18 protein-coding genes are annotated in these 19,119 nt (G+C 72.3%); 9 read left to right on the top strand and 9 right to left on the bottom strand.

Annotated elements, in window-relative coordinates:
* Positions 1 to 25 precede the first annotated feature (25 nt).
* The 3 genes from AC0VYM_RS26800 to AC0VYM_RS26810 all read right to left on the bottom strand — a co-directional run bounded on the left by AC0VYM_RS26800 (position 26) and on the right by AC0VYM_RS26810 (position 3,303).
* Positions 26 to 418, bottom strand: coding sequence for a DUF779 domain-containing protein (locus AC0VYM_RS26800; protein WP_475456692.1), 393 nt, complete (start codon positions 416 to 418; stop codon positions 26 to 28).
* A complete protein-coding gene (gene exaC, locus AC0VYM_RS26805) occupies positions 418 to 1,941 on the bottom strand; it encodes an acetaldehyde dehydrogenase ExaC (RefSeq protein WP_475456694.1) in 1,524 nt (507 codons plus the stop codon). Before exaC ends, AC0VYM_RS26800 begins: the two co-directional genes overlap by 1 nt.
* A 90-nt stretch (positions 1,942 to 2,031) precedes the next feature.
* Positions 2,032 to 3,303: a GAF domain-containing protein gene (locus AC0VYM_RS26810; RefSeq protein WP_475456696.1), complete on the bottom strand. Its 1,272-nt coding sequence runs from the start codon at positions 3,301 to 3,303 to the stop codon at positions 2,032 to 2,034.
* A 212-nt stretch (positions 3,304 to 3,515) separates the two neighbouring features.
* On the opposite strand from AC0VYM_RS26810, the gene AC0VYM_RS26815 reads away from it, so the two are divergent.
* From AC0VYM_RS26815 to AC0VYM_RS26830, 4 genes are all read left to right on the top strand, one after another.
* Positions 3,516 to 3,674, top strand: coding sequence for a hypothetical protein (locus tag AC0VYM_RS26815; RefSeq protein WP_475456698.1), 159 nt, complete (start codon positions 3,516 to 3,518; stop codon positions 3,672 to 3,674).
* Positions 3,675 to 3,697: 23 nt separating this feature from the next.
* Positions 3,698 to 4,948 (top strand): hypothetical protein, encoded by a 1,251-nt coding sequence (locus AC0VYM_RS26820; protein ID WP_475456700.1) that lies wholly within the window; start codon positions 3,698 to 3,700, stop codon positions 4,946 to 4,948.
* Between the two features lie 224 nt (positions 4,949 to 5,172).
* Positions 5,173 to 6,864 (top strand): serine/threonine-protein kinase, encoded by a 1,692-nt coding sequence (locus tag AC0VYM_RS26825; protein WP_475456702.1) that lies wholly within the window; start codon positions 5,173 to 5,175, stop codon positions 6,862 to 6,864.
* Positions 6,857 to 8,512, top strand: coding sequence for a serine/threonine-protein kinase (locus tag AC0VYM_RS26830; protein ID WP_475456704.1), 1,656 nt, complete (start codon positions 6,857 to 6,859; stop codon positions 8,510 to 8,512). The genes AC0VYM_RS26825 and AC0VYM_RS26830 overlap by 8 nt, the downstream gene beginning before the upstream one ends.
* Positions 8,513 to 8,515: 3 nt before the next feature.
* Here the strand turns inward: AC0VYM_RS26830 and AC0VYM_RS26835 are convergent, their stop codons facing one another.
* From AC0VYM_RS26835 to AC0VYM_RS26845, 3 genes are all read right to left on the bottom strand, one after another.
* Entirely contained in the window at positions 8,516 to 9,958 is a 1,443-nt protein-coding gene (locus tag AC0VYM_RS26835) for a short-chain fatty acyl-CoA regulator family protein (protein WP_475456706.1), read from the bottom strand.
* Positions 9,959 to 10,161: 203 nt separating this feature from the next.
* Complete coding sequence (locus AC0VYM_RS26840; RefSeq protein ID WP_110049586.1) at positions 10,162 to 10,383, bottom strand: type II toxin-antitoxin system HicA family toxin; 222 nt, start codon at positions 10,381 to 10,383, stop codon at positions 10,162 to 10,164.
* On the bottom strand, positions 10,380 to 10,613 hold the full coding sequence (locus AC0VYM_RS26845; RefSeq protein ID WP_475456708.1) for a type II toxin-antitoxin system HicB family antitoxin: 234 nt from the start codon (positions 10,611 to 10,613) through the stop codon (positions 10,380 to 10,382). The genes AC0VYM_RS26840 and AC0VYM_RS26845 overlap by 4 nt, the downstream gene beginning before the upstream one ends.
* Positions 10,614 to 10,818: 205 nt before the next feature.
* Here AC0VYM_RS26845 and AC0VYM_RS26850 point away from each other — a divergent pair, with 205 nt between their 5' ends.
* The 3 genes from AC0VYM_RS26850 to AC0VYM_RS26860 are packed head-to-tail and all read left to right on the top strand — an operon-like array spanning position 10,819 to position 14,372.
* A complete protein-coding gene (locus tag AC0VYM_RS26850; RefSeq protein WP_475456710.1) occupies positions 10,819 to 12,327 on the top strand; it encodes an MmgE/PrpD family protein in 1,509 nt (502 codons plus the stop codon).
* A complete protein-coding gene (prpB, locus tag AC0VYM_RS26855; protein WP_475456712.1) occupies positions 12,327 to 13,220 on the top strand; it encodes a methylisocitrate lyase in 894 nt (297 codons plus the stop codon). The genes AC0VYM_RS26850 and prpB overlap by 1 nt, the downstream gene beginning before the upstream one ends.
* A gap of 15 nt (positions 13,221 to 13,235) precedes the next feature.
* Positions 13,236 to 14,372 carry a bifunctional 2-methylcitrate synthase/citrate synthase gene (locus tag AC0VYM_RS26860; RefSeq protein WP_475456714.1) on the top strand — a complete coding sequence of 379 codons (1,137 nt, stop codon included), beginning with the start codon at positions 13,236 to 13,238 and terminating at the stop codon, positions 14,370 to 14,372.
* A gap of 58 nt (positions 14,373 to 14,430) precedes the next feature.
* Here the strand turns inward: AC0VYM_RS26860 and AC0VYM_RS26865 are convergent, their stop codons facing one another.
* Entirely contained in the window at positions 14,431 to 15,357 is a 927-nt protein-coding gene (locus AC0VYM_RS26865; protein ID WP_475456716.1) for a lysostaphin resistance A-like protein, read from the bottom strand.
* Positions 15,358 to 15,535: 178 nt separating this feature from the next.
* Between AC0VYM_RS26865 and AC0VYM_RS26870 the strand changes: the two genes are divergently transcribed.
* Positions 15,536 to 16,564 carry a methyltransferase gene (locus AC0VYM_RS26870; protein ID WP_475456718.1) on the top strand — a complete coding sequence of 343 codons (1,029 nt, stop codon included), beginning with the start codon at positions 15,536 to 15,538 and terminating at the stop codon, positions 16,562 to 16,564.
* 139 nt (positions 16,565 to 16,703) lie between these two features.
* Positions 16,704 to 17,879 carry a beta-1,3-glucanase family protein gene (locus tag AC0VYM_RS26875; protein WP_475456720.1) on the top strand — a complete coding sequence of 392 codons (1,176 nt, stop codon included), beginning with the start codon at positions 16,704 to 16,706 and terminating at the stop codon, positions 17,877 to 17,879.
* A gap of 83 nt (positions 17,880 to 17,962) precedes the next feature.
* Here AC0VYM_RS26875 and AC0VYM_RS26880 read toward each other — a convergent pair whose 3' ends face one another.
* Complete coding sequence (locus AC0VYM_RS26880) at positions 17,963 to 18,469, bottom strand: hypothetical protein (protein ID WP_475456722.1); 507 nt, start codon at positions 18,467 to 18,469, stop codon at positions 17,963 to 17,965.
* A gap of 135 nt (positions 18,470 to 18,604) precedes the next feature.
* A complete protein-coding gene (locus AC0VYM_RS26885; RefSeq protein WP_475456724.1) occupies positions 18,605 to 19,027 on the bottom strand; it encodes a hypothetical protein in 423 nt (140 codons plus the stop codon).
* Positions 19,028 to 19,119: the final 92 nt, after the last annotated feature.

Consider the following 19,119-nt stretch of genomic DNA (forward strand, 5'->3'; position numbering starts at 1 on the left):
CCGTTCCCGTGGCGGGGGCCCGGCCTCACTCCGGGGGCTCCGCCTCACCGTCGGTCATCAGACGCGACCTGATCAGGAACCGGTGGCCGGTCGGCGCCTCCAGGGAGAAGCCGGAGCCGCGCCCGGGGACGACGTCGATGGTCAGGTGCGTGTGGCTCCACAGCTCGAACTGGGACCGCGACATCCACACCGGCACGGGGTCCGGCAGTCCGGCGTCGAGGTCGCCCAGGCGCACGTCGGAGGCGCCGGTCCGGAACTCCCCCACCGGATAGCACATCGGGGAGCTGCCGTCGCAGCAGCCGCCGGACTGGTGGAACATCAGCGGCCCGTGGTCGGCGGCGAGCTCCCGGAGCAGGGCGGCCGCGTCCTCGGTGACGGCGACCCGCTCGACACCCGCCGCCTCCGGACAGTCGCCCATCAGAAGAACCCCTGAGCCTGCTCCGAGTAGCTGACCAGCAGGTTCTTGGTCTGCTGGTAGTGGTCGAGCATCATCTTGTGGTTCTCGCGGCCGATCCCGGACTGCTTGTACCCGCCGAACGCGGCGTGCGCGGGGTAGGCGTGGTAGTTGTTCACCCACACGCGCCCGGCCTGGATGTCCCGGCCGGCCCGGTAGGCGGTGTTGCCGTCCCGGGACCACACGCCCGCGCCGAGCCCGTACAGGGTGTCGTTGGCCGTCTTGACGGCGTCGGCGTAGTCGTCGAAGCGCGTCACCGCCACCACGGGGCCGAAGATCTCCTCCTGGAAGATCCGCATGCTGTTCTGGCCCTCGAACACCGTCGGGCTGACGTAGTAGCCGCCCGCGAGGTCGCCCTCCATCTCGGCCCGGCCGCCTCCGGCGAGCACGCGCGCGCCCTCCCGCCGACCGATGTCGACGTAGGACAGGATCTTCTCCAGCTGGTCGTTGCTGGCCTGGGCTCCGAGCATGGTCTCGGTGTCCAGGGGGTTGCCCTGCCGGATCCGGCCGACCCGCTCCAGGGCGTCGGCCATGAAGCCGTCGTAGACGGAACCCTGCACCAGGGCACGCGACGGGCAGGTGCACACCTCCCCCTGGTTGAGGGCGAACATGGTGAAGCCCTCCAGCGCCTTGTCGTAGAAGGCGTCGCGTTCGGCGGCCACGTCGGCGAAGAAGACGTTCGGGCTCTTGCCGCCCAGCTCCAGGGTGACCGGGATGAGGTTCTCGGAGGCGTACTGCATGATCAGGCGGCCTGTGGTGGTCTCACCGGTGAAGGCGACCTTGCGGACCCGGTGGTTGGCGGCCAGCGGCTTGCCCGCCTCGACCCCGAACCCGTTGACGATGTTGACCACCCCGGGCGGGAGGAGGTCCGCGATCAGGTCGACGAGCACGAGGACGGACGCCGGGGTCTGCTCGGCGGGCTTGAGGACCACGGCGTTACCCGCAGCCAGGGCCGGTGCGAGCTTCCAGACCGCCATGAGGATCGGGAAGTTCCACGGGATGATCTGGGCGACCACGCCCAGCGGCTCCTGGAAGTGGTAGGCGACGGTGTCCGCGTCGATCTGGGAGCTGTGGCCCTCCTGCGCGCGGATGGCCCCGGCGAAGTACCGGAAGTGGTCGATGGCGAGGGGGATGTCGGCGGCCAGGCACTCGCGGACCGGTTTGCCGTTCTCCCAGCTCTCGGCCACCGCGAGCCGCTCCAGGTTCTCCTCCATCCGGTCCGCGATCCGGTTGAGGACCAACGCCCGTTCGCCCGCCGGGGTGCGACCCCAGGCGGGCGCGGCCCCGTGGGCGGCGTCGAGGGCGAGTTCGACGTCCTCGGCCCCGCTACGGGCGACCTCGGTGAAGGTGCGGCCGGTGACCGGGCTGGGGTTCTCGAAGTAGCGGCCCCGGACCGGCCGGACCCACTCACCGCCGATCCAGTTCTCGTAGCGGGGCGCGTACTCGACGACGCCGCCGGACTCGCCGGGGGGTGCGTAGATCACCATGGCGCTCTGCCTCCTCGTGTCGCTGCGCGGGCGCCGGGCGCCCGGGAGCAGTGACGCTAGTGACCGGCAGGTTGCGACCACGTTGCGCGGTCAGGCGCCGAGCCTGCGGAGCCGCCCCCGCAGCGCCGCGTGGCGGGGCGAGTGGGGGTCCACGGCACGCAGGGCCGCCGTCAGGACACGGGGGTCCTCACGCCCCTCGGGCCGCTCCGACCAGGTCAGGAGCGCCTGGGGGTCGGCCCCGGTGGCAAGCACCTCGCACACCTCGGCCTGGAGCTCCTCCCGGGCCTCCGCCACCCCGGGCGCCTCGGACCGGGGCAGCACCGGCCCCTCGTAGAGGTGGACGGCCCGGCGGCAGGCGCCCTCGGCCAGGTGGCGGCGGACCTCGTCGAGGTCGGTGGTGAGCGGGCGGCACAGCCGGTAGGGACGTGAGGCCAGCAGCCCCGATCCCAGCAGGCGGCGCAGCCGGGACATCTCCGCCCGGACGGTGACCGGGGCGGCGTCCCGTTCGTGCAGCAGGGCACCGAGGGCGTCGCCGGTCAGGCCGCGCGGGTGGCGGGCGAGGAGCAGCAGGATCTCGGAGTGGCGGGTGCTGAGCTCGACGGTCTGGCCGTCCGCCTCGAACAGTCCGTGGTCGCGGCCGAGGACGCGCAGGCGGGCCTGACCGGGGTCTCCGGACGCACGGGGCGCCGGGAGCAACCCGCTGGCCCGCTGCGCGCGGATCTCCATCTCGGCGGCCGTGGCGGCCGCCCTGACCAGGGCCAGGGCCTGCGGGGAGGCGAGGGGGTCCGCTCCGGTGAGGTCGAGGACGCCGATCAGCGCTCCCGTGTCGGGGTCGTGCAGCGGCGCCGCCGAACAGCTCCAGCGCTGGACGCCCCGGCTGAAGTGTTCGCTGGCGAAGACCTGCACCTCGTGGTCGAGGGTGAGGGCCACGCCGGGCGCGTTGGTGCCGACCGAGCTCTCACGCCAGTCGGCGCCCTCGACGAAGTGCATGGCCTCGGCCCTGCCGCGCAGGTGGTGGTCGCCCTCCACCCACAGCAGGCGGCCGGAGGCGTCACCGACCGCCACGATCTGCGGCCCGGGCGCGGTGTCCAGGAGGAGTCGCCGGAGCAGGGGCATGGCCGCGGCGAGCGGGTGGGCGCCACGGTGGGCGTGCAGGGCGGGGCCGGTGAGTTCGAGGCGAGGCAGGCTGCGGTCGGGGTCCACCCCGTGCAGGGCGCTGCGCCGCCAGGACTCCCCCACCACCGGCCGGACCCGTCCGCTGAGCCGACCGGAACAGGTGAAGCGTTCGTGCGCGACGGCCACGTCCCGGCGCAGGGCGTCGGGGTCGGTCTCCCATGACCACGCGTTCCATGCCCCGGACATCGGCGTGTCCCTTCGTCGCGACGGCTGGACCCGGCGGGTGTCCGGCCCGGGCCCTGAGTCAATCCGCGCGGACGGGTCCTGACAAGGGTTGCGGGCGGAACTGCTGGCGAGTTGTCCCGCTCACGCCACGTCCGTGCCCGAACGCGCCCCTTCCCGGGGGCCGCGATCCCCACGAATCATCCTCTGTCACGGGTTTCTGGGACACTGCGTGTATGACCCATCCCCCTCAGCATCCGCACCCGTTCCCCGTTCCACCCGCGCACCGGACCCCCGGCGGACGCGGCCACCGGCGGTCCGGTGCCCCGGCCCTCGCCCCGGTGCTGCTCCACGGGTCGGCCGTGGCCTCCGAGCAGCCCCCACACCGGAACTGACCGCGAGAGCACGAGGCCCCCACATGTCGACCCCCGAGACCGGCCCCACCCCCGAGACCGGCCCCACCCCGGAGACCGGCCCCACCCCGGAGACCGGCCCCACCCCGGAGACCGGCCCCACCCCCGAGACCGGCCCCACCCCCGAGACCGGCCCCACCCCGGAGACCGGCCCCACCCCCGAGACCGGCCCCACCCCGGAGGCCGGTGCGACCCCCGAGACGCCGCCGCCCGTCGCCCCCGACCTGCGGCTGCCCGGGTCCCCGCAGGGCGCAGCGCCCCCGCCGCCCCCGCACCACCTGCCGCCCCGGCCACCCGCGGCCGCCCCCGGACCGCCGAGGGACGGGGAACCGGCGCCGGGCGTGAGTCCCTCCCGGCACTGGTACTGGACGGGTGCGCTCTTCCCGGTGAGCCTGCTGGTCAGCATCCTTCTGCTGAGCGACAACCCCGACGCCTCACCGGGGCTGGTCGTCGGCGGTGTCCTCACGCCGATGCTGGCCTTCCTGGTCTCGTTGGTCACCTGCGTGACCGTGCTCGTCATCCGGTCCAGCCGGATCGCCCGTCAGCGCGGGGAACGGGCCCAGCGCGAGCACGCGGCGGCCACGGGCGCGCCCCTGGGGGCGCCCGTGTTCCACCCCCGGTACGCCCCGCCCCCGCCCCGGATCGAGATCCCCGCGAAGGACATCCGTCCGCGCCGCCGCTGGCTGGTGATCGGCGCCCTCGCCCTGCCGCTCGGGATCGTCGTGGGGGTGACCGCCATCGTGACGGGGTTCTCCCACGATCTGCCCCCGGAGCACGCCAGCGAGGTGGTCCGGGGCTCCGACACGGTCACGTTCGAGGTCACGGAGGAGCAGACCGGGTCCCTGGGTCTGTACTCGACCGCCCCCTACGAGGACGGCGACACGATCTTCTGTGGCCTGGAGGGCGCCGGAGCCCCGAGGTTCACCGAGAAGGTCGTCGGGTACAGCCACGGGGACTGGCGGCTGGTCCGGTCCATCTCGTTCAACGCTCCGGGCGAGTACGTCCTGACCTGCCAGGGGCCGCCGAACCTGGAGTACGTGGTCGCGGACACCGACGTCGCCGTCGCCTACGACGACCGGATGCTGGCCGGGTTCGGGATCCTGATGCTGTCCGGGTTCCTCGGCTTCGTCGTGTCGCTGGTCGCCGTGATCACGGTCGCGGTGCGGCGCGGCGAGCACCGGAACCGGCTGGTCCGCGAGCACCAGGTCCGGGCCCACCAGGCCTGGGTCCAGGGTCACCGCCCACCCGGGGTCTGACCGCGAGGATCATCGGTCCCTGAGCCAGTCGGCGCGCTCGGTGCACCCGGCCCGTCCAGTCCCGGCGAGCGAACCGTCGGAACCGGAACGGGGCGGGCGGGGTCATAGTGGCCAAGCTCGGTGCGCGCCCGCCGCCCCGAATCCCAGCCACCAGCTCCTCGGGAGCGCATGTGCCCCCTTCCGAACCGCCCTTTCAACCCCTCCGCCCACGCGACCCCCACTCCGTGGGCGACTACCGGACCGTGGGTCGCCTCGGTGCGGGCGGCATGGGCGCCGTCTACGCCGGTCGCGACCCCTCCGGTGCCCTCGTGGCGATCAAGCTCGTCCACGGCGACCTGGCCGCCGACCCCGACTTCCGGGCCCGGTTCCGCCGCGAGGCCGACCTCGTGCGACGGGTCTCCAGTCCCTGCGTGCCGCGCTTCCTGGCCAGCGACACCGGCTCCGGGCAGCCCTGGCTGGTCACCGAGTACGTCGCCGGACCCACCCTGCGCCAGCACGTGCGTGATCACGGTCCGCTGGTCGGAGGCCACTTGCGGGCCTTCGCCACCGGGGTGGCCGAGGCGTTGCGGGCCATCCACGCGGCCGGGATCGTGCACCGCGACCTCAAGCCCGGCAACGTCGTCCTCGCGGCGGACGGACCCAAGGTCCTGGACTTCGGCATCGCCCGGGCGCTGGACGAGACCGCCATCACCCGCACCGGAGGGCTGTTCGGCACGCCCGGGTGGGTGGCCCCGGAGCTGCTGCGGGGCGGCCGGCCCGGCCCGGCCGCCGACGTCTTCGCCTGGGGTGCCCTGGTGGCCTTCGCCGCCACGGGCAGGAATCCGTTCGGGACCGGTTCCGCCGAGTCCGTGGCGGTACGGGTCCTGGAGGCCCGGCCGGACCTCGACGGGGTGTCCGAGGACCTGATGCCGCTGGTCAGCGCCGCGACCGGGAGCGATCACACCCGGCGGCCGACCGTGGAACAGGCGCTGTCGGAGCTGATCGGGACGGAACTGACCCGGGTCGGCGGTGCGGCTGTGGCCGAGGAGGCCACCGCCCTGGTCACCCAGATACTCAGGGACGGCTGGGAGGCCCCGCCGCCGCCCACCCTGGTCACCCCGCCGCCGGATTCCAGTCGGACTCCGACGCGAACGGGTGAGCGCAAACGGAAATCCGGCGGACGGCGCTGGCTGATGCCCACGGCGGCCGTCCTTGCCGTGCTGCTGGTGGCCGGTGGCGGCTGGTTCCTGGGCGAGCGCTTCGGCGCGGACGGTGGCGACGCTGGGGAAGCCTCGGATTCGGGCACCGATACGGGTTCCGGCGAGGGCACCGAGACCACCACCACGGACCCTGGCGCTGGGATAGCGGTGGAGATGGCCGGGAACGGGGTGTTCACCGTGCACGCGGACGGCTCCGGTGATCTCGGCGTCGCTCCGGGCTTCGACGGGGTCGGCCCGGTTCTGCCCGAGGGGGTCGAGCGCACCGAGTACGCCATAGCTTCTGTCCGGGTCCAGACGGTCTACTCGGACACCGCCGCGCAGAGCGGAGTCATGGTGTTCGGTGAGGTCGAGTACGTGGCGGACAGCGGGGAGTTCACCCTGGGCTCGGGCGACTTCACTCTCCTGGAGGTCGGCGAAGGACTGGACCCGCTCCCCGACGACCCCACCGCCGACGGCCGCCCCGCCCACCGCGCCGACCCCGACGACGTCCAGATCACCGTCAGCCCGGCCGCGCCCAGCGCCGAGTTCGAGGTGCGCTTCCCGGAGGCCCCCGACAGCGGACTGCTCGCCTACCTGCCCTCCCCCACCGCCCATGGCGGCGAGGAGGACACCGTCCGAGGTGCCTATGCCTGCTACATGAACTGGCACCCCTACCCACCGGTCGACATGACCGACGACGAGTTCGTGCCCTGCTGGGAGGAGCCCCCGAGTGAGTGAACACAGCGGCCACGACCCACGCACCGGGTTCGCCCCCCTGCGGCCGGACGATCCCGAGACGCTCGGCGGCTTCCGGATCGTCGGCCGGGTCGGCACCGGCGGCATGGGCACCGTGTACGCGGGTCTACGTCCCGGGAGTCGCACCCGCAGCTACACGGCGATCAAGGTCATCCGTGAGGAGCTCACCGAGGACCCGGACTTCCACGCCCGCTTCATCCGCGAGATCCGACTCCTGCGCCGGGTCCGCAGCCGATCCGTACCGGAGTTCCTCGGCTCCGGCCGCGACGGGGACGGCCCCTGGCTGGCCACCGAGTTCGTGCCCGGGCTGTCCCTGTCCGTGTACGTCAAGCAGCACGGACCGCTCCCACCGAACCTGCTCCTCGGGCTGGGCGCCGGGGTCGCCGAGGCCCTGCACGCCGTTCACACAGCGGGGATCGTGCACCGCGACCTCAAGCCCGGAAACGTCATGCTCGCCCCGGACGGTCCCAGGGTGCTGGACTTCGGCATCGCCCGCGCCGTCGACGAGACCGCCCTGACCCGTACTGGCGGCCTGATCGGCACCCCGGGTTGGATCGCCCCGGAGGTGCTGCGTGGAGCGTCTGCGGCCCCGCCCGCCGATCTCTTCGCCTGGGGTGCCCTGGTCGCCTACGCCGCCACCGGCCGCGCGCCCTTCGGCTCGGGTTCCACGGACTCCCTCGCCCACCGGGTCCTCAACCGGCCCCCGGACCTGACCGGCGTGCCCGAAGCCCTGCTGCCGCTGGTGACGGCCGCCCTCAACCCTGATCCCCAACAGCGCCCCACAGCGGCCCAGGCCGCCCACGCCGTGGTCGTCCTGGGGCAATCGCTGCCAACCGGCGGCACCGCGGCCCAGAGCGGGGCACCCGGGAGCGGGCGGGTTTCTCCCCCGGATGAGGCCGACCTGGCCGACGCCGTGGACTCCCTGCTGGACCAGGAGTGGCGAGGAGTACCGGCCGTACGGCCGCCCGCTCCACCGCGCCGGATGCCCAAGTCCCTGGTGATCGGCAGCGCTGCGGTTCTTCTTCTCGGCGCGGTGGGCGGCGGGGTCCTGGCTGCCCGCGTCCTCTCCCATGACGAGGACAGCTCCGAGGGGACCGCGGCGGAGGGGACGGGTCAGAGATCAGGAAAAGGCACGGGCGAGGAGGGCTCGGGTGGTGGGGTCGCCGAAGAACCCGCCCCGGAGTGGGTCATGCCGGAACCGACGCCCTTCGACACCAACGCCGAGTGGCTGGCCGAGGTGATCAACTCGTCGAACGGCATGCCGACCTTCCAGGCCACCCCCGACTCCCACCAAACGCTCTTCCACCTCTCCGTGGTCTCCGTCGAGGAGGTCCCCGAGGGGGTGCGCTTCACCCTGCTCGTCGCGAACCTCATCGAGGGCCACACGCCGCCCATCCCCGAGCTGTTCACGATCCCCACCCCCGATGGCCCGATTCACCCGGAGGAGAACCCCGGGGGGCTCTCCATTGATGACGAGCTGGTCCTCACCTTCCCCGGCGCCCCCGAGCGCGGCCCACTCACCTTCGGAGACCCCGACCACGTGCCCGGGGTCTCCGGAATGCCGCCGGTCAGCCAGTGCTACGACGCCCCGGCCGGAACGACCTCCGTGGAGTACGAGACCTGCCCCTGAGCGTCAGCGAGGGTCGAGCCCGGCCCTGTCCGAATGGTCCGCGACCGGGTAGGGCGAGACCGTGCTGGAGTTCTCGTTGACCAACAGGGAGCGACCGGCCGGGGGGAACGCGCGCTGCGGGCAGGCGGGGCGTTCGCAGACCTTGCAGCCCAGGCCGATCGGGGTGGCCGAGCCCGGGTCGGCCAGGTCCAGTCCGGTCGAGTACACGAGCCGGTTCGCGTGCCGGAGTTCGCAGCCCAGCCCGACCGCGAAGGTCTTGCGGGCGGCCCCGTAACCGCCGTATCCCCTGGTCACCGTGCGCGCGACCCAGAAGTAGGAGCGGCCGTCGGGCATCTGCGCGATCTGCCGTTGGATGACGCCCGGGGCGGAGAAGGCGGCGTAGACGTTCCACAGCGGGCAGGTGCCGCCCGAGCGGGAGAAGTGGAAGCCGGTGGCGGACTGGCGCTTGGACATGTTGCCCGCCCGGTCCACGCGCACGAACGAGAAGGGCACGCCCCGCCGCCGGGGGCGCTGAAGTGTCGAGAGGCGGTGGCAGACGGTCTCGAAGCCCACACCGAAGCGGTCCGCGAGGAGTTCGATGTCGTGGCGTTCGGCCTCCGCCGCCGCCTGGAACTCGCGGTAGGGGAGGATGAACGCGCCCGCGAAGTAGTTGGCCAGGCCGATCCTCGCCAGCCGGACCGCCTGCTCGGTGGTGAGCTCCTCTCCCCGGGCGAGCTCGTCCAGGAGGGGCCCGTGTTCGAGGAAGGCCAGCTGGGTCGCGAGCTGGAAGGCGCGCTGGCCGGGGCGCAGGTGTGCGGCCAGGGTGAGGACCCGCCGCTCGGTGTCGAAGACCCGGTTGCGAGCGCCCTCGTTGCCGGGGGCCTCGCTCTCCACCCTGACGCCGTGGCGCTCCTCCAGCAGACGCGCGAGGACGACGTGGGCGCGTCCCGGTTCGACGCCCTGCCGCCCGGCGAGCTCCTCGGCGCGTTCGTCGAGCTCCCCCACGTAGTTCTGGCGCTCGTAGAAGAAGTCGCGGACCTGCTCGTAGGCCATGGGAGCCACGGAGGCCCCCCCGTCGTCCCGGCCCTCCGCCAGGGCGGCGGCCTGCCCGGAGACGTCCCGGTACCTGCGGTGCAGGTCCACCAGGACCCGGGCGACGGAGGGCATGCCCGAGGCCAGCTCGTCGAGTTCGTCCGGGCTCACCTGGTCCCCGGTGGGGACGTCGGTCAGGGCCTCCCGGAGCTCGGCGATCAGCCGCGAGGTGTCACTGGTCGCGAAGAAGCTGGGATCGACCCCGAACGCCTCGGTGATCCTCAGTAGGACGGGAACGCTCAGCGGGCGCTGGTTGTGTTCCATCTGGTTCAGGTAACCGGCGGAGATGCCCAGCTCACGGGCGAGCTCGGACTGCTTGAGCGAGTGCTCCTGCCGCAGCCTGCGCAGCCGCGGACCCGCGAAGACCTTGCGCACGATGGCCCCTTCCGTCCCCGCCAGGCTAACCCGAAGGCGTCTCACCAGGCGTTAGCAGACTTAGCGGGAACGTCGGGAGGCCTTAGCGGGCCTCAGCACGCGGGCCACTTGTGTGCGAGGAGCCCGACAGGGGTCACCGGCTCGATATCTGTGCGCATCCAGGCTTCGCGCCCGCCCGGGGCCGTCGTTGGCGAGCGGACCGCTCAGAGGAGGTCACGGAGTTCGTCCGGGGTGAGACCCGCCTGTTTGAGGACGGACACCGTGGTCCCGCGCTTGAGTTCCTTGTGCAGCGGGACGATCACCACTCTGGAGCCCTTCCTGAGCTTCGCGTGGTCGCCCTTGGTCCGGACGTGCTCGAAACCGATTCTCCGGAGCGCGGCCACCACCTTGGCGCCGGAGGAGATCGGGATGTGGGAAGGGCTCACGCGGGCAAGCGTACGTCGATCTCCGTGACCCTGGTGGGGGTTTCCGCCAATTGCCGAACGGCGTCCTCGTCGTCCTCGAAGTACAGCTCCAGAGCCTCGGTGAGAGCGTCCAAGGCCTCCTGCTCCGTCTCACCTTGGGAGGCGACCTCGACGTCCACCGCGCGGGCCACGTAGCCACCGGCCTCGTGGTCGGGCGTCACGGTGACGGCCAAGTGCAGTGTGCGGTGCATGCACGCAACGGTACCCAACGGAGAGGGAATCTGAGGGAAGTCTGAGGGCAAACTAGCAAACTGGCGATCCGCTTCCCGACGACCTTCGCACCCTTAGCGGAATCACGCTTTCGGGTTGGCACGACTCAGCAGGTTTCGGGCCTTCCACCAGGCTTTTCCTCCGTGCGAACCTCGGCTGCACAGATACCGCGTCGAGGGGATGAACATGGTGCAGCACCGCGTCCGGGTCCACCGGAGCTCCGAAGGGCCCGCCAAGGAGGAGCAGCTGGCCCACCGGATCGCGTCCGTGGCGACCGACCCGGTCAGGGTCGAGCCCGCCGTGGTGGAGATGATCGGCAACCGGATCATCGACAACGCCGCCGTGGCCGCCGCCTCACTGCGCCGCCGCCCCGTCCGCAGCGCCCGGGCGCAGGCCACCCGGCACCCGCTGAACCCCGGCGCGGCGATCATGGGCACCCCGCAGTCCACGCGGGTCTCCCCCGAGTGGGCCGCCTGGGCCAACGGCGTGGCCGTCCGGGAGCTCGACTTCCACGACACCTTCCTGGCCGCCGACTACTCGCACCCCGGCGACAACATCCCGCCGGTCCTCGCCGTCGCCCAGCACCTGGGCCGGGACGGCCGTGACCTGGTGCGGGGCATCGCCACCGGGTACGAGATCCAGGTCGCGCTCGTGAAGGGCATCTGCCTGCACGAGCACAGGATCGACCACATCGCCCACCTGGGCCCGTCGGCGGCGGCCGGGATCGGCACCCTCCTGGATCTCGACACCGAGACGGTCTACCAGGCGGTCCAGCAGGCCCTGCACGTCACCACCACCACGCGGCAGTCGCGCAAGGGCGAGATCTCCAGCTGGAAGGCGTACGCGCCCGCGTTCGCCGGGAAGATGGCCGTGGAGTCCGTGGACCGCGCCATGCGGGGCGAGGGCGCCCCCTCCCCCGCCTACGAGGGCGAGGACGGGTTCGTCGCCTACCTGTTGGGCGGTCCGGGCGTCGAGTACGTCGTGGAGCTGCCGGGCCCGGGCGAGGCGAAGCGCGGCATCCTGGACACCTACACCAAGGAGCACTCGGCCGAGTACCAGAGCCAGGCCCTGATCGACCTGGCCCGGCGGCTGGGCCCGAAGGTTGGGGACACCTCGCGGGTCCGCTCGATCACGATCCACACCAGCCACCACACGCACCACGTGATCGGCACCGGATCCGGCGACCCGCAGAAGATGGACCCCCGGGCCAGCCGGGAGACCCTGGACCACTCCATCCCCTACATCTTCGCCGTCGCCCTCCAGGACGGCGAGTGGCACCACGAGCGCTCCTACGCCCCCGAGCGCGCACAGCGTCCGGACACGGTGGAGCTGTGGCACAGGATCAGCACGGTCGAGGACCCGGAGTGGACCCGCCGCTACCACGCGACGGACCCGAAGGAGAAGGCGTTCGGCGGCCGTGTGGTGGTGGAGATGGCGGACGGATCCGTGATCGAGGACGAGATCGCGATGGCCGACGCCCACCCGCTCGGTGCCCGCCCCTTCACCCGCCCGGACTACGTCGCCAAGTTCCGCGCCCTCGCCGAGGGGGTCGTCTCCGGCGCCGAGCAGGACCGCTTCCTGGGGCTGGTCGAGCGCCTGCCCGAGCTCACCGCCGACGAGGTGCGCCAGCTGTCCTTCGTGGAGGACCCCGCCACCGCGCCCGGCGACCTGCCGACCTCCAAGGGGATCTTCTGATGTCGCACTCCACCGCGTCACCCGGCGCCAAGCGGCGGCTCCTTCGGGAGGGGCTCGCGTCCGACCGGCTCCTGCGGGTGCCCGGCGCGATGAACCCGCTCACCGCCGTCCTCGTCCGGGAGCTCGGCTTCGACGGCGTGTACGTCTCCGGGGCGGTGATCGCCGCCGACCTCGCCCTGCCGGACATCGGCCTGACCACCCTGACGGAGGTGGCCGGACGCGGAGGCCAGATCGCGCGGGTGACGGACCTGCCGACGATCATCGACGCCGACACGGGCTTCGGGGAACCGATGAACGCCGCCCGCACCGTGCGGTCCCTGGAGGACGCCGGGCTGGCCGGGTGCCACCTGGAGGACCAGGTCAACCCCAAGCGCTGCGGGCACCTGGACGGCAAGTCGGTGACCGACACCGGCACGATGGTGCGCCGGGTGCGCGCCGCGGTGAGCGCCCGCCGCGACGAGGACTTCGTGATCTGCGCGCGCACCGACGCGGCCGCCGTGGAGGGTCTGGACGCCGCGATCGAGCGGGCGAAGGCGTACGTGGACGCCGGGGCCGACATGGTCTTCCCCGAGGCGATGCGGGGCCCGGCGGACTTCGAGGCCTTCCGCAGGGCGGTGGACGTGCCGCTGCTGGCCAACATGACCGAGTTCGGCAAGAGCGAGCTGCTCACCGTGGAGCAGCTGGAGTCCCTCGGCATGGACATGGTGATCTACCCGGTCACCAGCCTGCGCCTGGCCATGGGCGCCGTGGAGGACGGGCTGCGCGTCCTCCGTGACGAGGGCACGCAGGCAGGGGTCGTGGACCGCATGCAGACCCGCCGCCGACTCTACGAACTCATCGACTACGCCTCGTACAACGCCTTCGACGAAGACGTCTACAACTTCACGATCTGAACGGATGTGGTGAGCATGACCGACACGGCGATCCGCAAGGGACTGGCCGGGGTGGTGGTCGACACCACCGAGATCTCCATGGTCGACGAGGCCTCCAACTCGCTGACCTACCGGGGCTACCCGGTGCAGGACCTGGCCGCCTCGTGCACGTTCGAGGAGGTCGCGTACCTGCTCTGGCACGGGGAGCTGCCCACGTCGGGCCAGCTGCGCGAGTTCACCGCCCGGGAGCGGGCCAACCGCGCCCTGGACCGGCACACCCTGGACCTGCTGCGCCGCCTCCCCGAGACCGCGCACCCCATGGACGTGCTGCGCACCGCCATCAGCTACCTGGGCGCCGACGACCCCACCGAGGACGACAACTCGGTCGAGGCCAACCGGGTCAAGGCCGAGGCCATGCTGGCCAGACTGCCCACGGTGGTCGCCGCCGACCACCGGCGCCGTCAGGGCCTGGACCCGATCCAGCCGGACCCGGGCCTGGACTACGCCGAGAACTTCTTCCACATGTGCTTCGGGGAGGTGCCGGAGACCGAGGTGGTGCGCTGCTTCGAGGTGTCGATGATCCTCTACGCCGAGCACAGCTTCAACGCCTCCACGTTCACCGCCCGGGTGGTGACCTCGACGCTGTCGGACATCTACAGCTCCGTGACGGCCGCGATCGGCGCCCTGAAGGGTTCCCTGCACGGGGGCGCGAACGAGGCCGTCATGCACATGCTCCAGGAGATCGGTTCGGCCGACCGCGCCTCCGACTGGCTGGACACCGCCCTGGCCGAGAAGCGGAAGATCATGGGCTTCGGGCACCGCGTGTACAAGCACGGGGACTCCCGGGTGCCGACCATGCGCGCGGCGCTGGACCGGATGGCCGCGCTCAAGGGCGCCGACGGACTCATGGAGCTGTACGCGTCCCTGGAGGCGGCGATGGCGGACCGCAAGGGCATCCACCCGAACCTGGACTACCCGGCGGGCCCCGCCTACCACCTGATGGGGTTCGAGGTCCCGACGTTCACGCCGCTGTTCGTGATGGCCCGGATCACCGGGTGGACCGCGCACATCCTGGAGCAGCAGGAGGCCAACGCGCTCATCCGTCCGTTGAGCAGCTACACGGGTCGTGAGCGCCGCCCGGTGCCGCTGCCCGCCCAGCGCCTGGCGGGCTGACCACCCGCCGCGACACCGTCGGCCCGGCCCGGTCTCCCTCGGGGCCGGGCCGGTGGTGTCACCGCCCCGTGACGCGTCCGCGCAACAGCAGGGTGACGCCGAGGGCGGCCGCCGCCGTGACGGCCAGACCGATCAGACCGCCGTTGCCCCCGGGGTAGAGGGCGGGGTCGGCGGAGCCGTCGGCGTGCGTCAGGGTGAGGGGGACGACCATCAGGAAGGCGTTGTTGGCCCAGTGCCCGACCACGGCGGGCCACACCGACGCGGACGCCAGCCGGAGCCAGCCGAGGATGATCCCAAGCAGGACGACGGCGGCGAGGAACGACAGGATCTCCGCGAGCCCGAAGCCGCCCGTCACACCGTGGAGGAACAGCTGCGGGCCGTGCCAGAGGGCGTGGACCAGCCCGCTGACCAGGAGCGCGGGCCACACCCCCAGCGGCGTCAGGCGCGGCAGGAGGTACCCCCTCCAGCCGAGTTCCTCACCGAAGCACATCAGCAGGACCAGCGGGGACGCGATCACGACGGAGCCCAGGGCCACCAGGTAGGCGTCCAGGGGGAAGCCGGTGTCGGGGAGGACGGTCCCGGGCACCAGCACGGCCAGCTCCTCGCGGAGCCCGGAGAAGTTCTCCAGGTCGAGCCGGACCACCCCGAACGCCGCGGCCGTCAGCAGGCTCACCGCGGGCAGGAACGCGAACACGGCGAAGGCCAGCAGCGTGTACCCGCCGACCCGGCGGACCGGGCGCAGGGGGGTCAGGCCCAGCGACCGCCAGGGGCGCTCCGGACGCCGGAGGAGGAAGGTCAGCAGCAGCGCCGCGACCGCCGGGGTGAACATGAGGATCTGCGAGGCGACACCGAAGGCGGGGTCGCTCGGCGGGGTGCCGTCCAGGAGGAGCGGGGTGAAGACGAGCCAGGCCAGCCCGAGGGCGAGCAGGACGAAGACCACGGCCTCCCGAAGGGGCCGCTCGGTGTGCGCGCGTGGGGAGTTCATGCTCCGACGCTAGGAATCCGCGCCGCCGACCGGTATGCGGCCAGCCCTCCGGTCCGCCTGCGGCAAACCTCAGCCAGCGCCTCAGGATCACCGTTATGGGGAGGATTCCGCCCATGGGGGAGCCCCTTCCTGGGTAGTGTCCGAGGGAGACCGCGGCCCGAGGACTGGAGCGTGCCGGATGAGCGCAGAGCGTGGGGAACACACCGACGGGGCCAGGGAGGCGTCCGCGCGGCTCTGGTCGCTGGCCAGCCCGGTCACACCGATGGCGATCCGGGCCGTGGCCACCCTGAGGGTCGCGGACCACCTGGCCGAGGGGCCGCGCACGGCGGCCGAGCTCGGCACGGCGGTCGGGGCGGACCCGGACGGCCTGGCGAGGGTGCTCCGGTACCTGGCCGGGGAGGGCCTGTTCACCCTGGAGGGCGACCGGTTCGCGCTCACCGCCGTGGGTGCGTGCCTGCGGACGGACCACCCGTACTCCCGGCTCCCCTGGTTCGCCGGGGACGGGGCGCACGGGCGCGCCGACCTCTGTCTGTCCGAACTGGCCGAGGCGCTGCGCACCGGCCGGAGCGCCTACTCCCTGCGCTTCGGCGGCGCCGGTTTCTGGGAGGACCTGTCCGCCGACCCGGAGCTCTCCCGCTCCTTCGACGAGCTCATGAGCGGCCGGATGGTCAACCACTCCGAGACCATCGCGGAGATGTACGAGTGGCAGGCGCTGGACCACGTCGTGGACGTGGGCGGCGGCAACGGCTCACTGCTGCTCACCCTGTTGGAGCGCTTTCCCCGGCCGCGCGGGACCGTGGTGGACCTGCCCGGTCCGGTGGCGGCGGCGCGCGCGAACTTCCGGGAGGCCGGTCTGGCCGACCGCGCCGACGCCGTCGCGGGCAGTTTCTTCGATCCGCTGCCGGTGACCGGCGACGCCTTCGTACTGGGCTGGATCCTGCACGACTGGGACGACGCGTCGGCCGAGACCATCCTGCGGCGGTGCGCGGAGGCGGCCGGTCCGACGGGAACGGTGCTGGTGGCCGAGCACGCCGCCGAGGACGTGGTGAGCGAGCTGGACCTGCGGATGCTGGCCTTCTTCCAGGGCCGGGAACGGGGCACCGACGAACTGGCGGCCCTGGCCGAGAGGGCGGGGCTGTGCGTGGCGGGGAGCCACCGGCACAGGGGGGTCGCCCTGATGGAGCTGACCCCGGGCCGACCCATGTGATCTATGCCACACGCACCTTCGTCACCACGGGTAACGCGGTCGCCACGCGAATCCCCGTCGCTGACCCCGTTGACGCGGGTACCCCCGGGCTGGCTCCATGGTGCGCACCTCTTCACACCCGCTACTGAGGAGTTCGCACATGATCAACCGCAGGCTCTTCCTGGGCGGCGCCTCGATCGCCGCCGGGGCTCCCCTGCTCGGCGCTACCGGTTGCGCCACCAGGCCCCAGAGCATCACCCCCGTCTCGAACACGGCCAACCTGGGAGCGCTCCCGGTGAGCGTGACCAACAACAGCGGCCGCTTCGGGGACGACGAGGTCCTCGTGTACGTCGTCGGCACCGACCTCGTCGACGACGTCCACTGCCGGGTGGACGCCAACGGCACGCCCCACCCCGTCAGCGTGGACGACAACACCGACGACGGCTACACGGACTACTCGATCCCCCTGGGCGCCCTCTCGGACATGACGCTCCCGTACATGTCCGGCCGGATCTACTTCGCCATGGGCGGCAAGCTCGGCATCCGGATCGTCGAGGACGGGAACGGCAACCCGGCCCTCCAGCTCCCCGCCGGCTGGGTCGAGGACGACCACGGCTTCGACGTCCTGCACGACTCGGTGGAGTTCACCCACAACGAGGACGGCATGTTCTGCAACACCTCGATGGTGGACCAGTTCAGCGTGCCGATCGGTATCCGCCTCACCGGGAACGAGGACCAGAGCACCGGCTTCCTGCTGCCCGGCGGACGCGACGCGATCTTCGAGACCCTCGCCGCCGATCCGGACTTCTCGCCGCTGGTCTACGACGGCCACCGGATCATCGCCCCCGGGCACGGGCTCGACGCGGGGATCTTCCCCGGCGACTACTTCGACCCGTACGTGGACCAGGTGTGGTCGCACTACGCGGGCACCGACCTGAGCGTCACCACCAACGCCGGGACCTTCACCGGTCGGGTGCAGGGCGACGAGCTGCTGTTCGACGGCGGGGTCTCCCCCATCGCCCGGCCCAGTACCCGGGACGTGTTCTTCTGCGACGGCGCCCTGGCCGCGCCCAACGACGGGATCACCGGCCCCGTGGCGGCGATCGTGGGGGCGGCGCTCAACCGCGCCACCCTGCTCGACCACGCCGCCCAGCCCACCAACGACCCGGCCGAGTTCTACCTGGCCGACATCGCCAACCGCTACGCCGGGACCTTCCACGAGCACACGGAGGACGGCAAGGCGTACGGGTTCGCCTTCGACGACGTCGAGGACTTCGCGTCCTACATCCAGGACCACGGCCCCTCGGGGCTGGAGATCACCCTGACGCCGTTCTAGGAAGCCGCCGAGGCGGCCCCACAGGCGCGCGCCCCGGACACCCGGTCTGATGGGAGGCCGGGTGGCCGGGGCGCGCACTCCTGTCAGGGGGTCGGGCCGGAGGCGTCGGGGACCGGAGGGCCTCCCGCGGGGGAGGCCGCGTCCGCGGCCGTCCCCGGAGGAACCGCCTCCGGTGCCGCGGCCGTCGCCCTGGACCGGTACCAGCTCCGGGCCGACCGGCTCTCGTTGAGCGCCAGGTACAGGAGGCCGACCGCGATCTCGAACAGTCCGGTGACATCGAGGAAGAGCAGGCCCAGGAGCCCGGGGAGCAGGGTCAGCACCGCCAGCACGCGCACACACCACCGCTGGGCCCGGCCTCCCCGGCTCAGGGACGCCGCCACGTACGCCTCGATGAGGAGGATGACGGCACTCGGCAGCATGAGCGCGATCGCGGCGGACCGGCCCACCCCCGCCTCCCGGTGGATCTCCTCCTCCGTCATGACCGAGAACCCGACCAGACCGAGGACGATCCCCAGTCCTCCGAGGACGACCATGATCCACAGGATGTTGCGCAGGGCTCTGAGTGCCAGGGGCATACGGCTCGTACTCATGGGGGACTTCCTGGTGAGAGGGCGGCGGGCCCCGGAGCGGGCCCGTCCTCGCCAGCTCAGGAGCCTAACGACCGGCTCGGACGTCACTCACACGGGATCGACCGCCAGGGGACGCCGCCGGGAGGGGCGTCCCGCTCAGCTGCTCCGGTACGGCTGCGGGTTCTCGGTCTCCTCGTACCAGCGCTTGGCGGACTCGCCCTCGTTGAGGATGAGGACGACGACCATGAGCACGAGGCCGACGAGCCCGCTCTCCCCGGTCAGCATGTTGACCAGTGCGGAGGTGACGCCGACCCCCACCACCACGCGCACCAGGGTCCGGGTGCGGTACCCGCCCCGGCCGATGGTGGAGGCCACGTAGACGTAGAAGACGGTCGTCGCGAGGGCGACGAGCATCAGGAGCCAGAAGGCCCCGGGGCTCACCCCGGTGGCCCGCTCCAGTTCCCCCGAGCTCACGGCGCTCACCCCCACCATGGCCAGCAGGAGGGCGAGGCCCGCGATGGCGGACATGATGAAGAGGATGACCTGGACGGCCGTGAGCGCGCCGGGTTTGGGGTTCATGGGGGATTCGGCTCCGTGCTGTGGTGACCTTCCGGAACCCTTGCGTCCCGGAAGTCCGACTCTCCGTCAGACGCCTCCCGGAGCGCGGTGGT

The sequence above is a fragment of the Nocardiopsis sp. iso_237 genome (assembly GCF_056173345.1).

Bases quoted from the DNA above. Each gene is read 5' to 3' on its own strand.
- AC0VYM_RS26800 (WP_475456692.1), bottom strand. From the start codon at position 418: ATGGGCGACTGTCCGGAGGCGGCGGGTGTCGAGCGGGTCGCCGTCACC.
- exaC (WP_475456694.1), bottom strand. From the start codon at position 1,941: ATGGTGATCTACGCACCCCCCGGCGAGTCCGGCGGCGTCGTCGAGTAC.
- AC0VYM_RS26810 (WP_475456696.1), bottom strand. From the start codon at position 3,303: ATGTCCGGGGCATGGAACGCGTGGTCATGGGAGACCGACCCCGACGCC.
- AC0VYM_RS26815 (WP_475456698.1), top strand. From the start codon at position 3,516: ATGACCCATCCCCCTCAGCATCCGCACCCGTTCCCCGTTCCACCCGCG.
- AC0VYM_RS26820 (WP_475456700.1), top strand. From the start codon at position 3,698: ATGTCGACCCCCGAGACCGGCCCCACCCCCGAGACCGGCCCCACCCCG.
- AC0VYM_RS26845 (WP_475456708.1), bottom strand. From the start codon at position 10,613: ATGCACCGCACACTGCACTTGGCCGTCACCGTGACGCCCGACCACGAG.
- AC0VYM_RS26850 (WP_475456710.1), top strand. From the start codon at position 10,819: ATGGTGCAGCACCGCGTCCGGGTCCACCGGAGCTCCGAAGGGCCCGCC.
- prpB (WP_475456712.1), top strand. From the start codon at position 12,327: ATGTCGCACTCCACCGCGTCACCCGGCGCCAAGCGGCGGCTCCTTCGG.
- AC0VYM_RS26860 (WP_475456714.1), top strand. From the start codon at position 13,236: ATGACCGACACGGCGATCCGCAAGGGACTGGCCGGGGTGGTGGTCGAC.
- AC0VYM_RS26865 (WP_475456716.1), bottom strand. From the start codon at position 15,357: ATGAACTCCCCACGCGCGCACACCGAGCGGCCCCTTCGGGAGGCCGTG.
- AC0VYM_RS26870 (WP_475456718.1), top strand. From the start codon at position 15,536: ATGAGCGCAGAGCGTGGGGAACACACCGACGGGGCCAGGGAGGCGTCC.
- AC0VYM_RS26875 (WP_475456720.1), top strand. From the start codon at position 16,704: ATGATCAACCGCAGGCTCTTCCTGGGCGGCGCCTCGATCGCCGCCGGG.
- AC0VYM_RS26880 (WP_475456722.1), bottom strand. From the start codon at position 18,469: ATGAGTACGAGCCGTATGCCCCTGGCACTCAGAGCCCTGCGCAACATC.
- AC0VYM_RS26885 (WP_475456724.1), bottom strand. From the start codon at position 19,027: ATGAACCCCAAACCCGGCGCGCTCACGGCCGTCCAGGTCATCCTCTTC.